14 protein-coding genes and 1 pseudogene are annotated in these 16,774 nt (G+C 60.6%); 12 read left to right on the top strand and 3 right to left on the bottom strand.

Features of this window, described 5'->3' with window-relative positions; all coding sequences use genetic code 11:
* Position 1 precedes the first annotated feature (1 nt).
* The 3 genes from HTT03_RS04045 to HTT03_RS04055 are packed head-to-tail and all read left to right on the top strand — an operon-like array spanning position 2 to position 4,412.
* Positions 2 to 1,846, top strand: a complete 1,845-nt coding sequence (locus tag HTT03_RS04045) for a peptidyl-prolyl cis-trans isomerase (RefSeq protein ID WP_174858579.1) — start codon at positions 2 to 4, stop codon at positions 1,844 to 1,846.
* Between the two features lie 11 nt (positions 1,847 to 1,857).
* Positions 1,858 to 3,369, top strand: coding sequence for an anthranilate synthase component I (gene trpE / locus HTT03_RS04050; protein ID WP_174858580.1), 1,512 nt, complete (start codon positions 1,858 to 1,860; stop codon positions 3,367 to 3,369).
* A 2-nt stretch (positions 3,370 to 3,371) separates the two neighbouring features.
* Positions 3,372 to 4,412 (top strand): succinylglutamate desuccinylase/aspartoacylase family protein, encoded by a 1,041-nt coding sequence (locus HTT03_RS04055; protein ID WP_174858581.1) that lies wholly within the window; start codon positions 3,372 to 3,374, stop codon positions 4,410 to 4,412.
* 7 nt (positions 4,413 to 4,419) lie between these two features.
* Here the strand turns inward: HTT03_RS04055 and HTT03_RS04060 are convergent, their stop codons facing one another.
* Positions 4,420 to 6,105, bottom strand: coding sequence for a polysaccharide deacteylase family 2 protein (locus HTT03_RS04060; protein WP_174858582.1), 1,686 nt, complete (start codon positions 6,103 to 6,105; stop codon positions 4,420 to 4,422).
* Between the two features lie 164 nt (positions 6,106 to 6,269).
* Here HTT03_RS04060 and HTT03_RS04065 point away from each other — a divergent pair, with 164 nt between their 5' ends.
* The 7 genes from HTT03_RS04065 to lexA all read left to right on the top strand — a co-directional run bounded on the left by HTT03_RS04065 (position 6,270) and on the right by lexA (position 11,745).
* Entirely contained in the window at positions 6,270 to 6,851 is a 582-nt protein-coding gene (locus HTT03_RS04065) for an anthranilate synthase component II (RefSeq protein WP_174858583.1), read from the top strand.
* Positions 6,848 to 7,864 (top strand): anthranilate phosphoribosyltransferase, encoded by a 1,017-nt coding sequence (gene trpD, locus HTT03_RS04070; protein ID WP_174858584.1) that lies wholly within the window; start codon positions 6,848 to 6,850, stop codon positions 7,862 to 7,864. The genes HTT03_RS04065 and trpD overlap by 4 nt, the downstream gene beginning before the upstream one ends.
* Positions 7,861 to 8,520, top strand: coding sequence for a uracil-DNA glycosylase (locus tag HTT03_RS04075; RefSeq protein ID WP_174858585.1), 660 nt, complete (start codon positions 7,861 to 7,863; stop codon positions 8,518 to 8,520). The genes trpD and HTT03_RS04075 overlap by 4 nt, the downstream gene beginning before the upstream one ends.
* A gap of 7 nt (positions 8,521 to 8,527) precedes the next feature.
* On the top strand, positions 8,528 to 9,340 hold the full coding sequence (trpC, locus tag HTT03_RS04080; RefSeq protein ID WP_174858586.1) for an indole-3-glycerol phosphate synthase TrpC: 813 nt from the start codon (positions 8,528 to 8,530) through the stop codon (positions 9,338 to 9,340).
* Positions 9,340 to 9,813 (top strand): cyclic pyranopterin monophosphate synthase MoaC, encoded by a 474-nt coding sequence (gene moaC / locus HTT03_RS04085; RefSeq protein WP_174858587.1) that lies wholly within the window; start codon positions 9,340 to 9,342, stop codon positions 9,811 to 9,813. The genes trpC and moaC overlap by 1 nt, the downstream gene beginning before the upstream one ends.
* Positions 9,810 to 10,982 (top strand): molybdopterin molybdotransferase MoeA, encoded by a 1,173-nt coding sequence (locus tag HTT03_RS04090; protein ID WP_174858588.1) that lies wholly within the window; start codon positions 9,810 to 9,812, stop codon positions 10,980 to 10,982. Before moaC ends, HTT03_RS04090 begins: the two co-directional genes overlap by 4 nt.
* Positions 10,983 to 11,049: 67 nt before the next feature.
* Entirely contained in the window at positions 11,050 to 11,745 is a 696-nt protein-coding gene (gene lexA, locus HTT03_RS04095) for a transcriptional repressor LexA (protein WP_174858589.1), read from the top strand.
* Here the strand turns inward: lexA and HTT03_RS04100 are convergent.
* Both HTT03_RS04100 and HTT03_RS18875 read right to left on the bottom strand, forming a co-directional pair.
* Positions 11,739 to 13,115: a ComEC/Rec2 family competence protein gene (locus tag HTT03_RS04100; RefSeq protein ID WP_343035682.1), complete on the bottom strand. Its 1,377-nt coding sequence runs from the start codon at positions 13,113 to 13,115 to the stop codon at positions 11,739 to 11,741. The genes lexA and HTT03_RS04100 overlap by 7 nt on opposite strands.
* A gap of 163 nt (positions 13,116 to 13,278) precedes the next feature.
* Positions 13,279 to 13,869, bottom strand: a pseudogene (locus HTT03_RS18875) (hypothetical protein); the annotation flags it as partial.
* A 27-nt stretch (positions 13,870 to 13,896) separates the two neighbouring features.
* Between HTT03_RS18875 and gltX the strand changes: the two are divergent.
* Entirely contained in the window at positions 13,897 to 15,297 is a 1,401-nt protein-coding gene (gltX, locus tag HTT03_RS04105; RefSeq protein WP_174858590.1) for a glutamate--tRNA ligase, read from the top strand.
* 118 nt (positions 15,298 to 15,415) lie between these two features.
* On the top strand, positions 15,416 to 16,711 hold the full coding sequence (locus tag HTT03_RS04110) for a citrate synthase (RefSeq protein ID WP_174858591.1): 1,296 nt from the start codon (positions 15,416 to 15,418) through the stop codon (positions 16,709 to 16,711).
* Positions 16,712 to 16,774 lie beyond the last annotated feature (63 nt).

Below are 16,774 nucleotides of genomic sequence, written 5' to 3' on the forward strand. Positions count from 1 at the left end.
CATGGCCAAAAAAGGCTTCAGCTTTTCGAAAACCGCCGTTTGGGCCTTGATGGGCCTTTTGATCTTGGGTCTTGGCGGCTTTGGCGCGATCAACCTTAGTGGCAATCTGCGCAGCATTGGCAGCGTCGGTGACAAGTCGATCTCGGTAGATCAGTACTTCCGCCAGTTACAGCAGGAAATCCGCGCGATTGAGGCACAGACGGGCGAAAGCTTGTCCTTTGCCCGCGCTCAGGAAATGGGCCTTGACCGCGCCGTGTTGCAACGGATCGTGCGCAACCGGGCGCTTGATAATGAAGCCGATGAGATGGGCATCTCCATCGGTGACGCGACCCTGCGCGACGAAGTGGTCTCGATCTCGGCATTTCAGGGCATTGACGGCAAATTTGACCGCGAAGGCTACCGTTTTGCTCTTCAGCAAAGCGGGATGAGCGAGGCGGAGTTTGAAACCTCCCTGCGCGAAGAGGCCGCCCGCGGCCTGCTCCAACGCGCTGTTCTTGGTGGCGTGTCGATGCCCGATACCTATGCCCGCACCTTGGTCGATTACGTCAGCGAAGCCCGCAGCTTCACTTGGGCGCAGATGGATGCCGATGACCTCGACGCACCCCTGCCAGCGCCCACTGAGGAAGAGTTGAAAGCCTATTACGAGGCCAACCAAGACGCCTTCATGCTGCCCGCGAGCAAGAGCATCACCTACGCCTGGCTCTCGCCCGAAGACCTGTTGGACGAGGTCGAGGTGCCAGAAGAGGAACTGCACGCCGAGTATGAAGCCCGCAGCGACGAATATGACCAACCCGAACGGCGTCTGGTCGAGCGTTTGGTTTTCGCCAATGAGGAAGCTGCCGATCAAGCCGCTGCCGCGCTCGAAGTGGACGGCACAACCTTTGAAGCGTTGGTCGAAGAACGCGGTCTGGCGCTGCAAGACGTTGACATGGGCGATGTGGCGAAATCCGATCTTGATGCCGCTGGCGACGCGGTCTTCTCGGCTGAGACAGGCGATATCGTTGGCCCTCTGCCCACCTCGCTTGGACCGGCGCTTTTCCGTGTGAACGCCGTGCTGCCCGCCCAAAACGTGCCCTTTGAAGAGGCCCGTAAAGTGCTCGAAGAAACCCTCGCCATCTCCCGCGCGACCCGCGCAGTTGAGGCCCGCGCCCAAGAGATCGACGACCAACTTGCAGGCGGCGCCACGCTGGAAAACCTCGCTGAGGAAACCAAAATGCGCTTGGGCACGATCGACTGGACCGAAGACAGCAGCGAAGGCATCGCCGCCTATGGCGCCTTCCGGCAGGCCGCCGCATCGCTGAGCGAGAACGACTTCCCGCAGATCGACCAGCTTGAAGACGGCGGCATCTTTGCCATGCGCCTTGATGAAACCAAACCCGAGCGCCCCAACCCCTTTGACGCCGCCCGCGCCGAAGTCGAAACCGCATGGCGCAACGCGCAGATTGTGGAGCGTCTGACCGAAAAGGCCGATACGCTGACCGCGCAATTGGCCGAAGGCGGTGGTTTTGAAGCTGCTGGTCTTGAGCCAAAAATCGGTGAGAATATGACCCGCGGTGCTTACGTTGATGGCACGCCCGAAGGCTTCATGGATCAGGTCTTTGACCTTGAAGAGGGCGGCGTCGCGGTGCTGCCTGCGACGGATCACGTCGTCGTCCTGCGTCTCGACAGCATCACCCCGGCGGCGGAGAGCGATGAGACCAAAGCGCTGATGACGCGCCTGTCTGAGCAGTTGGATCAAGCCTTGGCAGAAGATCTATTCAACATCTACAGCGAGGCGGTCCTGCGCCGCACCGCGCCGCAGATCGACCAGCGTGCGGTGCAAGCCGTGCATGTGAACTTTCCCTGATAGGCACGCCCATGGCCCTGACCCCGGATTTCGACAGTTTCGCCCGCGCCTATGACGCGGGGGAAAACCAGATCGTCTACACCAGACTTGCCGCCGATCTCGACACGCCGGTGTCGCTGATGCTCAAGCTGACCGGGGATGGTGAGAACGCCTTTGTTCTGGAATCCGTCACTGGCGGCGATGTTCGGGGCCGCTACTCGATCATCGGCATGAAACCCGACCTGATCTGGCGTTGCCGGGGCGAGACGGCGGCGCTGAACCGCGCGGCCCGCTATGACGCGGATGCCTTTGAACAGATGCCGGGCAATCCGCTCGACTGTCTGCGTGAGGTTATCGCGGAGTCGCGTATCACCCTGCCCGATGACCTACCCCAAGCCGCTGCCGGTCTCTTTGGCTATCTCGGCTATGACATGATCCGGCTGGTCGAACATCTGCCCAACGTAAACCCCGATCCGCTCGGCCTGCCCGACGCGCTGATGCTGCGCCCCTCGGTCGTGGCGGTGCTAGACGGTGTGAAGGGCGAAGTGACCATCGTGTCGCCCGCTTGGGTGTCTGACGGCCAATCCGCCCGCGCCGCCTATGCGCAGGCCGCTGAGCGGGTTATGGACGCCGTGCGCGATCTGGAACGCGCCATGCCGCCGACCTCGCGCGAGATGGGGCAAGCCGCCGAATTACCAGACCCGGTCAGCAACTTCACCCGCGACGGCTATAAGGCCGCGGTCGAAAAGGCGCGGGACTATATCGTTGCAGGCGACATTTTTCAGGTGGTGCCGAGCCAACGTTGGGCGCAGGGGTTCACCCAACCGCCCTTCGCGCTTTACCGCTCGCTGCGGCGCACCAATCCCTCGCCGTTCATGTTCTATTTCAACTTTGGTGGCTTCCATGTCGTTGGTGCCAGCCCTGAAATCCTCGTCCGGGTTTTTGGCAATGAAGTCACCATCCGCCCCATCGCTGGCACCCGCAAACGGGGGGCCACGCCAGAAGAAGACCGCGCGCTTGAAGCCGATCTGCTGAGCGATCCGAAAGAACTGGCCGAACACCTCATGCTGCTCGACCTGGGCCGCAACGACGTGGGCCGGGTGGCCAAGATCGGCACCGTGCGCCCAACCGAAGAGTTCATCGTCGAACGCTATAGCCATGTCATGCACATCGTTTCCAACGTGGTGGGCGAGTTGAAAGACGGCTGCGACGCGCTCGATGCCTTCTTTGCCGGGATGCCCGCTGGCACGGTCTCCGGTGCGCCCAAGGTCCGCGCGATGGAGATTATCGACGAGTTGGAGCCCGAAAAGCGCGGCGTTTACGGCGGCGGTGTGGGCTACTTCAGCGCGGGCGGCGACATGGACATGTGCATCGCCCTACGCACCGCTGTGGTCAAGGATGAAACACTCTATATCCAAGCAGGCGGCGGTGTGGTCTATGACAGCGACCCCGAGGCCGAGTTCATGGAAACCGTGCATAAATCCGGCGCGATCCGCCGTGCTGCCGCTGACGCGGCGCGTTTTGGCGGCAAAGGCAACGGCTGACCATGCCCCCCCGCGCTCCCTTTCAGATTGCGGGACATTCCGTTGCCCCCGGCAGCAGCCTCGCTGTTGATCTGCCGGTCTCGATCCTGCCCGATCACACGCCAGTGCATCTGTCGCTTGAAGTCTTCCACGGCAAACGCGCGGGGCCGACGATGTTTGTCTCTGCCGCCGTGCATGGCGATGAGGTCATCGGCGTCGAAATCCTGCGCCGCCTGCTGCGTGCGCCGCAGCTGAGCGCCCTGCGCGGCACATTGATCGTGGTACCGGTGGTCAATTCCTTCGGCTTTCTGAACCGCTCGCGCTACCTGCCCGACCGCCGCGATCTGAACCGCTGTTTCCCCGGCTCGCCCTCGGGCAGTCTTGGCGCGCGGCTCGCGCATATCTTTTTGCATGAGGTGGTGCAGCGCTGCGATTTTGGCATTGATCTGCACTCCGCCGCGATCCACCGCACCAACCTGCCGCAGGTGCGGGTCTCTCCGGCAGACACGGTCACCCAGAAAATGGCGCTCGATTTCGGCGCTCCGGTGGTACTGACCTCTCCCCTGCGCGATGGCTCGCTAAGGGCCGTGGCTGCGCGCGAAGGCACGCCGATCCTGCTTTATGAGGCCGGTGAGGGGCTGCGCTTTGATGAAATGGCCGTGCGGGCGGGGCTTGCGGGCATCCTGCGGGTTATGCGCGGGCAAGACATGCTGCCCGCCAAGGGCATCGCCCGCGCCCGCTCTGCGCCCTACATTTGCACCGCGTCCCATTGGCTCCGCGCTCCGGCGGGTGGCCTTCTGCGGACCTTCCGGGCCGAGGGCGAAACCGTGGCTGAAGGCGATTTGTTGGCCATCGTGTCCGACCCCTTTGGAAAAGAAGAGGCCGAACTGCTGGCCGATGCGCCGGGCATCTTGATCGGGCGTGCCATGCTGCCTGTGGTAAACGAAGGCGATGCCGTCTTTCACCTCGCCAAACTCGGCCCCCGCGCTGCTGAAGCCACGGTGGACGAATTGGTCAGCCAGTTGGAAGAAGACCCGCTCTTTGACGAAGACGAGATCATCTGAGTCGGGTTTATTCCTCGCGCAGTAGCACGGATGACACCGGCACCAAGGCCACATCGCTCGCCCGGTCCTGCAACCCCCAGAGCAACAGCGCCGAGACTGTATCGGGGCGCAAACGGCCCAGCATGATCACCGCGCCCTCCTGCCCGGCTTTGAATGCGGCCTGATCGAGAAAACGCCGGATCACGCGCGCAGTCTGACCTTTGCTGTCGAAATCACGGAACACCGGGTCCGCAGGCACGCCATCCTTCCGCGCGAGCTTGGGCATGGTGTTGAGCCCTTTGTTCTGTGTCACCAAGCCCAAACCGGACAGCCGCAGAATATCGGTCACCTGATCGGCCAAAGCGCGACTGCCCTGAAACCCGGCTTCGGTGCCTTCAAGAACGCCGACAACGCCTTCGATCCGGTCCAGCGTTGCGGCAAAGCTTGTCTCGGCATCACTGGGCTGCGCGCCTTGCGGCAGATCAACCATCGCCAGAACCTCGAACCCCGCCTCACGGTAGGTCGCGATACGGTCCGCCACATCAGGCAGGCTGCTATCAACAGCAAAGCTAAGCGGATAGGGAAAGCTGCGCAGCGCGGCGAGACCCGCGTCCCCGGTAATCACGGTGGAGCCATCATCAATGAGAACAACGCTCATCAAAGGTTTACCGTCGGGCACATCAACAGCAACGCGGTTGGCAACGATGGGACGGGTATCCGCCGAGGTCTCAGGCTGGGCGGCGTCCTCGGTCTCTGTTGCGTCCTGCGGGTCAGCCTCTGCCGCGTCAGGTCGGTTGATCACCACAGCGCCACCGCGATCGGTGAGACGGGTCGCGGGGGTGCCTATCGAGGGGCGGGGCTCAGCCGTTTCAGCAGCAGCCCCCGCCTCACTCTCATCGCCCGCATCTCCTTGGGCCGTGTCGGCTTCCAGAATCGCTTGTTCCAAAGGCGGGCGCAACGCGGTGTCGGGGGCCTGCGGCAAATCAGGCACATTCACCTCGGTCTGCGCCTCCGGTCCGGGACCGGGGACGACTTCAGTCACGCGGTCGGTCTGCGTGGCGGGCTCAGCCGCGCTCTCATCGACGCGCTCTTGCGGTGCTGCGGGCGCGGGCTGCTCGGCTTCGCCCTCTTCTGCAAGGGTCGGCTCTGGGGCCTGCTCCTGCGCGGGAAGGGTAATGGCCTCCTCCTCAACAACCTGCGGCGCTTCGATCTCTGCGGGTGCGTCGAAAGCTCCTTCAATAGCGGCGATCTCAGGCGCCGGGGGCTGCGCGGGTTCGGTACTGATTGACAGTTCTTCGGCAAGCGGTGGCGTGGCTGGAGCAGTGGATTGGGGGTTGGGCAGCACAGGCTCCTCCCCACCGGGTTGGGCGGGGCTTTCGCCCGTGGGATCAGCAGGCGTGCTCAGCCCTTCGGCCTCACCCGTTTCAGGCAATCCAGCCGGCGCTTGTGCATCGGCATCCAGCGCGGCAAGGTCGTCTTGCTCGGGCGCGTCAGTGCGCAGCACGGCGCGGTTTGACGCAGGCGGTGTCTCGGGCAAACGGTCTTGCTCGGCGACATCACTTAACCGAATACGCGCGGGAGCGGGGCCAGCGCCGGGGGCCGCATCACCGACCTGCGGCGGCAAAGGAAGCGGCGCGATCAATGAAAGCGTGCTAACAACGCCAATGCTCGCGACGCCGCCCCAAATCAGCCCGCTCAAAAATCCGCGTGCCATGTTCCCTACTCCCGCTGCCTGCGCCACGTCTTTCGCTGTGGCGTTTCCTCAAATGCCTTGGCCCACACTCTTGACGATAGGGTCCAAGCCTGAACATGTATGCTCAAACCTATACCGCGCTCCGGCGTGGTTTCTCCAGACCTAATACAAGAAATGGCTGCCCCTTGCTGCTGCTTATCGATAACTACGACAGCTTTACCTACAACCTTGTCCATTGCCTTGGCAGCCTCGGTGCGGATGTGCAGGTGCACCGCAATGACGCGCTGAGCGTGGCCGATGCGATGGCGCTGAACCCTGCGGGGATCTTGCTGTCCCCCGGTCCTTGCGACCCGGATCAGGCGGGCATTTGCCTAGAGCTGACCCATGCCGCAGCCCAAGCCCGGCTGCCGCTTTTGGGCGTCTGTCTGGGGCACCAGACTTTAGGTCAAGCCTTTGGCGGCAAGGTCGTGCGTGCGGATGACATCGTGCATGGCAAACTGGGACAAATGCAACATCAAGGGAAAGGCGTCTTTGCGGGGCTGCCTTCGCCCTTTGGCGCCACGCGCTACCATTCGCTGGTGGTTGAACGCGCCAGCCTGCCCGATTGTCTTGAGGTGACTGCGGCGCTTGAGGATGGCACGATCATGGGGCTGCAACACCGCGAACTGCCGTTGCATGGCGTGCAGTTTCACCCTGAATCGATCCGCTCCGAGCATGGCCACGCCCTGCTGCAAAACTTCCTGAATGAGATGAAGGTCCCGGCATGAGTAGCGCATTAAAACCCCTGCTGGACGCTGCCGCCAATGGGCCGCTGACATCTGACCAGGCCGTTGAAGCCTTTGAAATCCTGTTCGATGGCGAGGCGACGCCCAGTCAGATCGGCGGCTTTCTCATGGCGCTGCGCACGCGGGGGGAGACGGTGACGGAATATGCCGCAGCCGCTCAAGTGATGCGCCACAAATGCAATCCCGTTCATGCGCCCGAAGGGGCGATCGACATCGTCGGTACAGGCGGAGACGGCAAAGGGACGCTGAATATCTCCACCGCTGCGGCCTTTGTGGTCGCGGGCGCGAATACCGTCGTGGCAAAACATGGCAACCGGAACCTCAGTTCGAAATCCGGCGCGTCAGACGCGCTGACCCAATTGGGGATCAATGTCATGGTCGGCCCAGGCGTTGTGGAACGCGAACTACAAGAAGCCGGGATCGGGTTTATGATGGCGCCCATGCACCATCCTGCCGTCGCCCATGTAATGCCCACCCGCTCCGAACTTGGCACCCGCACGATCTTTAACATCCTCGGCCCGCTCACCAATCCCGCCGGGGTGAAACGGCAGCTGACCGGCGCTTATTCCCGCGACTTAATCGAGCCGATGGCGCTGACCTTAAAGAAGCTTGGGTCGGAAAAAGCATGGCTGGTACATGGCTCCGACGGAACCGACGAATTAACCATCACCGGCGTAAGCTGGGTCGCGGCCCTAGAGAACGACGTCGTGCAGATGCGTGAGTTACACCCCGAAGATGCGGGCCTTCCGGTCCATCCGTTCGAAGCCATCGCAGGCGGCGCCCCAGAAGAAAATAGCAAACATTTTGCGGCCTTGCTGGAGGGCGCGCCGTCCGGCTACCGTGATGCGGTGCTGCTTAACGCGGCTGCGGCTTTGGTCGTGGCTGACGCCGCCGCGGACCTGAAAACCGGCGTCGAAATGGCGCGAGAGAGCATCGACAGCGGTGCTGCGCGGGACCGGGTTGAAAAGGTCGCTCGGATCAGCCACGAAAAATGACAGCCGCCCCGCGCCCAAAACTTGGCGCATGGGGCGCTTTGCCGTTTTTTGACCAAGACTGGCCGCGCATCGCCAAGGCACTTGCCGACGATCCGCGCGAGATTTTGCCGCCCGCACCACAGATCTTTGCCGCGCTAGAACGCACCCCGCCCGACGAAGTTAAGGTGGTGATCCTCGGCCAAGACCCGTACCCGACGCCCGGCCACGCCCATGGTTTCGCCTTTTCCGCTGAACCCGACACACAGCCCCTGCCCCGTTCGTTAGCGAATATCTACAAAGAGTTACAAGCTGACTTTGATGTCCGACCCCAAACCGCTGATCTGCGATTCTGGGCCGATCAGGGCGTGCTGCTCTTGAATAATGTCCTGACCGTGCCTGCAGGCGAGCCCAACGGCCATGCAAAGCTGGGTTGGCAAAATCTGACCCAAGATGTGTTGGAGCGCCTGTCTGACACCCCGCGTGCCTATCTGCTCTGGGGTGCGCAGGCCCAAAAGGCAGCACGCATGGTCGATCCGCGAAGAAATCTCAAAATCGAGACCCCACACCCCTCACCGCTCTCGGCACATCGCGGGTTCTTTGGCTCTCGTCCCTTCTCCAAGGTCAATGATTGGTTGCAGCATCACGGCAAGCCCGCCATACAATGGGCAAAGCCGTGAGGATGCCATGACCGCCACAATTCTGGAAAAGATCAAAACCTATAAACTGGAAGAAATAGCCGCAGCCAAGGCCGAAAGACCCTTGGCTGACGTCGAATCTGCCGCGCGTGCCGCCTCACCTGTGCGCCCCTTTGCCCAACGGCTTCATGAAGCGTCGCGCGAGGGATATGGCTTGATCGCCGAGATTAAAAAAGCCAGCCCGTCCAAAGGCTTGATCCGCGACGATTTCGAACCAGCCGCTTTGGCCCAAGCCTATGCCGCGGGCGGCGCGACGTGCCTGTCGGTCCTCACTGACACGCCAAGTTTTCAGGGCGCGAAAGAGTTCTTGGTCGAGGCCCGCGCGGCCTGTGATCTGCCCGTCCTGCGCAAGGACTTCCTTTACGATCCCTATCAGGTAGCCGAAGCACGGGCCCTGGGGGCCGATTGCATATTGATCATCATGGCCTCGGTTTCAGACGCCCAAGCGGCCGAGCTTGAACAGGCTGCGCATGAATGGAACATGGACGCGCTGATCGAGGTGCATGATGCGGCAGAAGTGACCCGGGCAGAGAAGCTTACCAGCCGGATGATCGGCATTAATAACCGCAACCTCAATACCTTCGAGACGTCTCTTGATGTAACACGTCAACTGTCCGAAGCGGTTCCGCATGACCGGATGCTGGTGTGTGAGTCCGGGCTCAACACCCCCGCCGACCTTGCCGATATGGCGATTTATGGGGCCCGTTGTTTCCTGATCGGCGAAAGCCTGATGCGACAGGAAGACGTTGAACAGGCCACCCGCGATTTGCTGGCCAATCCGCTGGCCCCGGGGGGGATGTAATGGCCCTAACGCACTTTGACGCCGAGGGCGATGCCCATATGGTTGACGTGTCCGAAAAGCCTGTCACGTCTCGTATTGCCAGCGCCGAAAGTCACATTAAGATGGCGCAGGAAACACTTGAAATCATTACCGAAGGTCGTGCTAAAAAGGGTGATGTCATGGGTGTGGCACGACTTGCCGGGATCATGGCCGCAAAACGCACCGCGGATCTGATCCCTCTGTGCCATCCGTTGCCCATCACGAAGGTGAGCGTTGACCTGACACCCGATGCCGATCTGCCGGGCGTGCGGATCACAGCAACCGTCAAGACAACCGGCCAAACGGGCGTAGAGATGGAAGCGCTCACAGCCGCAAGCGTGGCTGCCTTAACGGTTTACGATATGGCCAAGGCCGTTGACAAGGAAATGGAAATCGGCGGCACGCGGGTTTTGCTGAAAGACGGCGGAAAATCAGGCCGTTACGAAGCGCCATGATTAGCGTCGAAGAGGCGCTAAGCGCCGTTCTTGACCTCGTCTCCCCCCTTCCTTTCGAAAACGTGCCTCTGCGCGCGGCAAACGGTCGGGTGCTTGCACAGACCCTGACCGCCCGCCGAACCCAACCGCCCTTTGCCGCCTCTTCCATGGATGGATATGCGCTGCGCCGGTCCGAGGTAGAACCAGATGCGATGTTCAAGGTCATCGGCGAGTCCGCTGCTGGACACAGTTTTTCGGGGACGGTGCGCGCTGGTCAAGCGGTACGGATTTTTACCGGCGCACCGATCCCTGAAGGTGCTGACTTCGTCGTCATACAAGAAGATGTTACGCGGCGTGGCAACCTCATTACTCTTGGCCACAATATTGATTCAAAAGATAATATTCGACCGGCAGGTGGGGATTTCAAAGAAGGCGACCAGTTGACCGCGCCGCGTTTGCTAAGACCCGCAGATATCGCTCTGCTGGCCGCCATGAACCACGCTGTTGTGCCTGTCACGCGCAAACCCGTTGTCGCAATCCTTGCCACCGGGGATGAGCTTGTCCAACCGGGCGAGACTCCCGGACCCGACCAGATCATTGCCTCAAACAGCTACGGTTTGGCCGCGATGTTCGAAAACGCAGGCGCTGACGTGCGTATTCTCCCCATCGCGCGGGATACAGAAGCCTCGCTTAAACAAGCTTTCGCGCTGGCTGCGGGTGCCGATCTAATCGTAACCATTGGCGGTGCTTCAGTGGGTGATCATGATCTTGTGGCCCCCGTCGCAGTCGAGCTTGGGTTGGAGCAATCTTTCTATAAAGTCGCCATGCGCCCCGGCAAGCCGCTGATGGCTGGCAAACTGGGCGCCGCTGCAATGATCGGCTTGCCGGGAAATCCAGTGTCTGCAATGGTTTGCGGCTTAGTCTTCGTGTTGCCGATGTTGCAGCGGCTCTTGGGGGTCGAAGCTGTGCATCCCGAAGGATTTGATGCGCCACTTGGTCGAGATCTCGGGTCAAATGGCCCCCGAGCACATTACATGCGTGCAACCCTGCGTGAGGGCAAAGTTTTTCCTGATGACCGTCAGGATTCCTCACTTTTATCAGTCCTTTCGACCGCCGATGTTCTAATGGTCCGTCCGCCTCATGATCCCCCTCGCGAAGCGGGTGAAATGCAAAAGTGTTTCCCGCTTTGATTGTTGGGTATTGACACAAAACGGGAACGTCCATAGAACAAAAGGCAGAATTCATCAGGGGGCGCATATGCTGACTAAGAAACAGCTCGATTTGTTGGCTTTTATTCATAAGAGAGTGCAGCGCGACGGTGTCCCGCCGAGTTTTGATGAGATGAAGTTGGCTTTGGATCTGCGCTCTAAATCCGGCATCCATCGGTTAATTACCGCCTTGGAAGAGCGTGGTTTCATTCGACGTCTGGCGCACCGTGCGCGCGCAATAGAAGTGGTCAAATTGCCAGAGAGTCTTGGAGGCGCTCCGGGGTTTGCGCCTCGGGTGATTGATGGCGATCGTCCTGATACTGCCCCCCCTGCCGCTGCCCGTAATGTTTCGACGCAGCATGCGTTCGACGTGCCAGTTATGGGCCGTATCGCGGCGGGTGTTCCGATTGAGGCAATTTCGCAAACGTCTCACAACGTGACCGTGCCCGGCGGGATGATCGCAGGTCAAGGAGAGCATTACGCGCTTGAGGTTCAGGGCGACTCGATGATCGAAGCGGGTATTAACAATGGCGATATTGTCGTGATCCGCGAGACATCGGTGGCCGATAACGGGGATATCGTTGTGGCACTGGTCGAGGACTTGGAGGCGACGCTGAAACGATTCCGGCGTCAGGGCTCCTCTGTCGCATTGGAAGCGGCTAATCCAGCTTATGAGACGCGCGTGTTGCCATCCGATAAGGTCAAGGTACAGGGGCGATTGGTTGGGCTGATTAGAACCTACTGATCGTCTCTGCCTCTTTTACGTTGACGGTTCCATAGTCGGTTCCCAGCCAGTTCTCGCGCTGTCACGACGTGCCAGCCTTGAGATGTCTGATGTAAGGCCACCGCACCTGTCACGCGCAGGCGCGGTGGGTCATAGACAGCGCAGTCAGAGGAGCGGTCCTTATCCATGGGCACTGAAGCCACCACCAGCTGTTCGAACTTGCAGCCTGTGAATTGAGCGACGGCGTGTTTTCCGGACAGGTGGATGATGGGCAAGCTGCGCTTTGCAGCCGTCCACCGGGCCGCGGCCCGGATTTGATCCGCCCCATCCCCGTCGTTTTCCAGCCAGTTGCGTGCGATAAAGCCAGCGCCCTTTGATTTGCTCAGAGCCCTGCCTTGAAGCGTCATTACGCCCACCAGTGTTCCGTTGTCCGCGATCAAGACATCGGGCCGGTCATTGTCTTGCCACAGCACTAGAGCAGCCGTCATCATCAGAGCCCCGCTCCACCGCAGCCGTCCTTGCCACAGGACCAATAGCAGAAACCCAAGTGTCAGCAGCGGTAAGACCCAAGAATTGGGACTTGTGACATGTCCCTGTGCGCCCGGCAGCGCGGCGACGATTTCGGCAACGCCAAGTATCCAGTGCAGTCCTAAGCCCATCGCCCAAAGCCCGATGTTTTCCAAACCTAAGGGGGCAAGCAGCAATGCGATCACTGCGGCGGGGATCACCAAAATGCCCATCAGCGGGACCGACAACAGGTTTGCCGCCAACCCATAATGCGCAAGCGTATTAAAATGCGCGGCAGAGATTGGTGCAGTGGCCGCACCGGCGATCGCCGACGAGAGGACAACCGCCGCCACCGGGCGCAACCGGCGCGGAATTAAGTTTGCCTCCGCATCGCGTATCCAACTGAACACCGCGACCAGACCCGTAGTGGCGGCAAAGGACATTTGAAATCCCGGTCCCAAAAGCGCCTCGGGCCGAAGGATTAGAACTATGGTTGCCGCCACGGCCACTGCGCGTAGCGATATTGCACGGCGTCCGATCATCAAGGCGCAAAGGGCCACAGCCACCATAATATAGGCGCGTTCAGTGGCGACGTTCCCGCCTGACAGGGCGAGATAGCCAGTTGCCGCCACCAGAGCGACCGCCGCTGCGATGCTGCGGCTCGGCAGATGCATCGCGGTGAACGGGTGCAGCGCGAACAACAGCCGGATGGCGGCAAAGACGACACTGCTCAGCAGCCCCATGTGAAGGCCGGAAATCGCCAGAAGATGCGCGAGATTGCTGTGGCGCAGGTCGCGCAGGGCGTCTTGGGATATAGCGCTGCGGTCTCCGGTTGTAATGGCGGCAGCGATACCGCCGACGTCGCCCGGGAGCGCTCCCCGCACGCGCGTCGAAGCCGCCATGCGCAAGCGAAACAACAGCAATTCTGTCCCCCCCCCTCTCAACCGCTTTCACCCCCAGCAGCGGCGCATGGGTATAGCCGACAGCTCCCAGCTGCGCGAACCAAGCTTGGAGCTGAAAGTCAAAACCGCCGGGTTCGACCGGGCCACTCGGGGGCAGCAAATGTGCCGTGGTCATCACGCGGAAACCCGGCTTTGGCACGATCCCTTCGATTTTTCCATGAAATGACACGCGCACACGGTCCGGGGTTCGCTGAGGCGGTACGCGATCAAGCCGGACCTGATCCAGCGTCACACGCGGCGCGTCAGATTGGCTTCGGTCCAGCGCCACAATACGCCCCTCCACAGGGCCGTAATAGCGCCAACCGAGGACTGGCCCTGCAACCAAATGCGCGCGTGTTGCGGCCAGCATCAACCCGCTCAGCACCAGCGCCACGCCAAGGGCAAGCGGGGCCGCGGCTTCGGGCAACCGCCGGCTCAATAGTGTGAGCGCCACAACTCCCGCAGCTACCGCGGCGAGAATTTGCAGCGAAGGCTCTTCCAGCAGCGCAAAATACCAACCGATCCCGACCGCGAGACAAACCGGCACCCAATTGAACAGATGCCCGCGTTGGCGCAGCATCATATCGCGTATCTGGATCAATAGCCCCACGCTTGCCCCCGCGGATCGCACTGGGTAGACAGGCTGAAATGCTAGGGTGTCTGTGGTTAGCAAATGGTAAACACCACCCTGCGCCATTCATATTTCTGACCGAAAGGCCTTGCCATGAACGCCCCTGTTGTGACCCGTTTCGCCCCTTCGCCCACCGGGTTTTTGCACATCGGGGGCGCGCGTACGGCCCTATTTAATTGGCTCTACGCCCGCGGGCGTGGTGGGAAATTTCTGCTACGGATTGAGGACACAGACCGCGCGCGCTCGACCCCGGAGGCGACCGAGGCGATTCTGAAAGGGATGGCGTGGTTGGGGCTGGACCACGACGGCGAGATCGTCAGCCAGTTCGAGAACGCCCCGCGTCATGCCGCCGTCGCGCAGGAATTGCTGGCCGCAGGCAAGGCCTACAAATGCTTTGCCTCGCAAGATGAAATCACCGCGTTTCGTGATGCGGCCAAGGCCGAGGGCCGCAGCACGCTGTATCGCTCCCCCTGGCGCGATGCGGATCCGGCGAACCATCCGGATGCCCCCTATGTCATCCGTATCAAGGCGCCGCTCGAAGGCACCACCGTGATCCGGGATCAGGTGCAGGGCGATGTCACCATCCGCAACGACCAGTTGGATGACATGATCTTGCTACGCTCGGACGGCACGCCGGTTTATATGTTGGCGGTAGTGGTCGATGACCATGACATGGGCGTGACCCATGTGATCCGGGGCGACGATCACCTCAACAACGCCGCGCGACAGATGATGATTTATGAAGCGATGGGCTGGGACGTGCCAGTCTGGGCGCATATCCCGCTGATCCACGGCGCGGATGGCAAGAAACTTTCGAAACGTCACGGCGCCTTGGGCGCGCAGGAATATCAGGTGATGGGCTTTCCCGCCGCTGGCATGCGCAACTACCTCGCGCGGTTGGGCTGGAGCCACGGTGATGACGAGTTCTTTACCGATGCTCAGGCGAAAGAGTGGTTTGACCTTGATGGCATCCGCAAAAGCCCCGCGCAGTTTGACCTTAAGAAACTGGAAAACCTTTGCGGTCAGCACATTGCACAGGCTGATGATGCCGCACTGCGGCGCGAAATTGAAGCCTATCTGGATGCCGCTGGCAAAGCTGCCCTTACGGAAGCGCAAGCCGACGGCTTGGAACGGGCGATGTATTGCCTGAAGGATCGCGCGAAGACCTTCCCGGAACTTCTTGAAAAGGCAGCCTTTATTTTGGCCAGCCGCCCCATCGAGCCGGATGAGAAGGCCAGCAAAAATCTTGATACGGTATCCCGTGGCATACTGTCGGAATTGACGCCGCATTTGCAAAATGCTAGCTGGAACAAGGAAACGCTGGAGGAGGTGCTGAACGGCTTTGCTGCTGCGCATGACACCAAGTTCGGCAAGCTGGCGGGTCCGCTTCGGGCGGCACTTGCTGGCAGGGCAGTCACCCCATCGGTTTTTGACATGATGTTGGTGCTGGGGCGCGATGAAACCCTTGCCCGACTGACAGACGCCGCCACGTGAAGTTTGGTTAACCACTTCTCAAGGCAGCACGATATAAGTGACCGGGTCGGCCCTCTTTTGCGGGGCCTAGCCCAGACGGCGGGGCCTACCTCGCAGCCAACATTCGGGAAGGGACTTCATGACCAATAAAAACAAGACCGCAACGCTGACGATTGATGAACAGAGCTTCGATCTGCCGATCCACAGCCCGACCGATGGGCCTGATGTTGTCGACATTCGCAAGCTCTATGCGCAGGCTGGCGTCTTTACCTATGACCCCGGCTTCACCTCAACTGCCGCTTGCGACAGCACGATCACCTTTATCGACGGAGATAAGGGCGTGCTGCTGCACCGGGGCTATCCGATTGAACAGTTGGCGAGCAAATCGCACTACCTCGAAGTGTGCTACCTGCTGCTCTACGGTGAGCTGCCCTCCCCCAAGGCGCTCGAGGATTTCGAGCGTCTGGTGACCAATCACACCATGCTGCATGAGCAGATGATGTATTTCTTCCGTGGCTTCCGCCGCGATGCGCACCCGATGGCCGTTATGGTGGGCGTGGTTGGCGCGATGTCGGCCTTCTATCATGATAGCACCGACATTACGGACGAGCACCAGCGCGAAGTCGCCTCGATCCGTCTGATCGCCAAGATGCCGACAATCGCTGCGATGGCCTATAAGTACACGATCGGTCAGCCGTTCGTCTATCCGCGCAACGATCTGGACTACGCGTCAAACTTCCTGCGCATGTGTTTCGCGGTCCCTGCCGAGGAATATGAGGTTAATCCGATCCTGAGCCGTGCGATGGACCGGATCTTTACCCTCCATGCCGACCACGAGCAGAACGCTTCGACTTCGACCGTGCGTTTGGCGTCTTCTTCCGGTGCGAACCCATTTGCCTGCATTGCTGCCGGCATTGCCTGCCTTTGGGGCCCGGCGCATGGCGGGGCGAACCAAGCCTGCCTCGAAATGCTCAAGGAAATCGGTACACCTGACCGTATCCCCGAATTCATCGCCCGCGCGAAGGACAAGAACGATCCCTTCCGTCTGATGGGTTTTGGCCACCGCGTTTACAAAAACCACGACCCCCGCGCCACCGTGATGAAAGAAAGCGCGGATGAGGTTCTGGAGCTTTTGGGGGTCGAGGACAATCCGATCCTTCAGGTTGCCAAGGAACTCGAAAAACAGGCGCTTGAAGATCCGTATTTCGCCGAGAAGAAACTCTTCCCCAACGTCGATTTCTATTCGGGCATCATTTTGGAAGCCATGGGCTTCCCCACATCGATGTTCACGCCGATCTTTGCGCTCGCGCGGACCGTTGGCTGGATTTCGCAGTGGAAAGAGCAGATTAGCGATCCGCAACTGAAAATCGGCCGTCCGCGCCAGCTGTACCTTGGCGAAGATTCCCGCGATTATGTGGATATCGAGAACCGCTGAACGGCATTGATACCGAACAAACAAACGCCCCGCCACGCGGGGCGTTTCGCGTTTTGGCGGCGC

Origin of the sequence: Sulfitobacter maritimus (assembly GCF_013346665.1) — a bacterium.
GTDB lineage: Bacteria > Pseudomonadota > Alphaproteobacteria > Rhodobacterales > Rhodobacteraceae > Sulfitobacter > Sulfitobacter maritimus.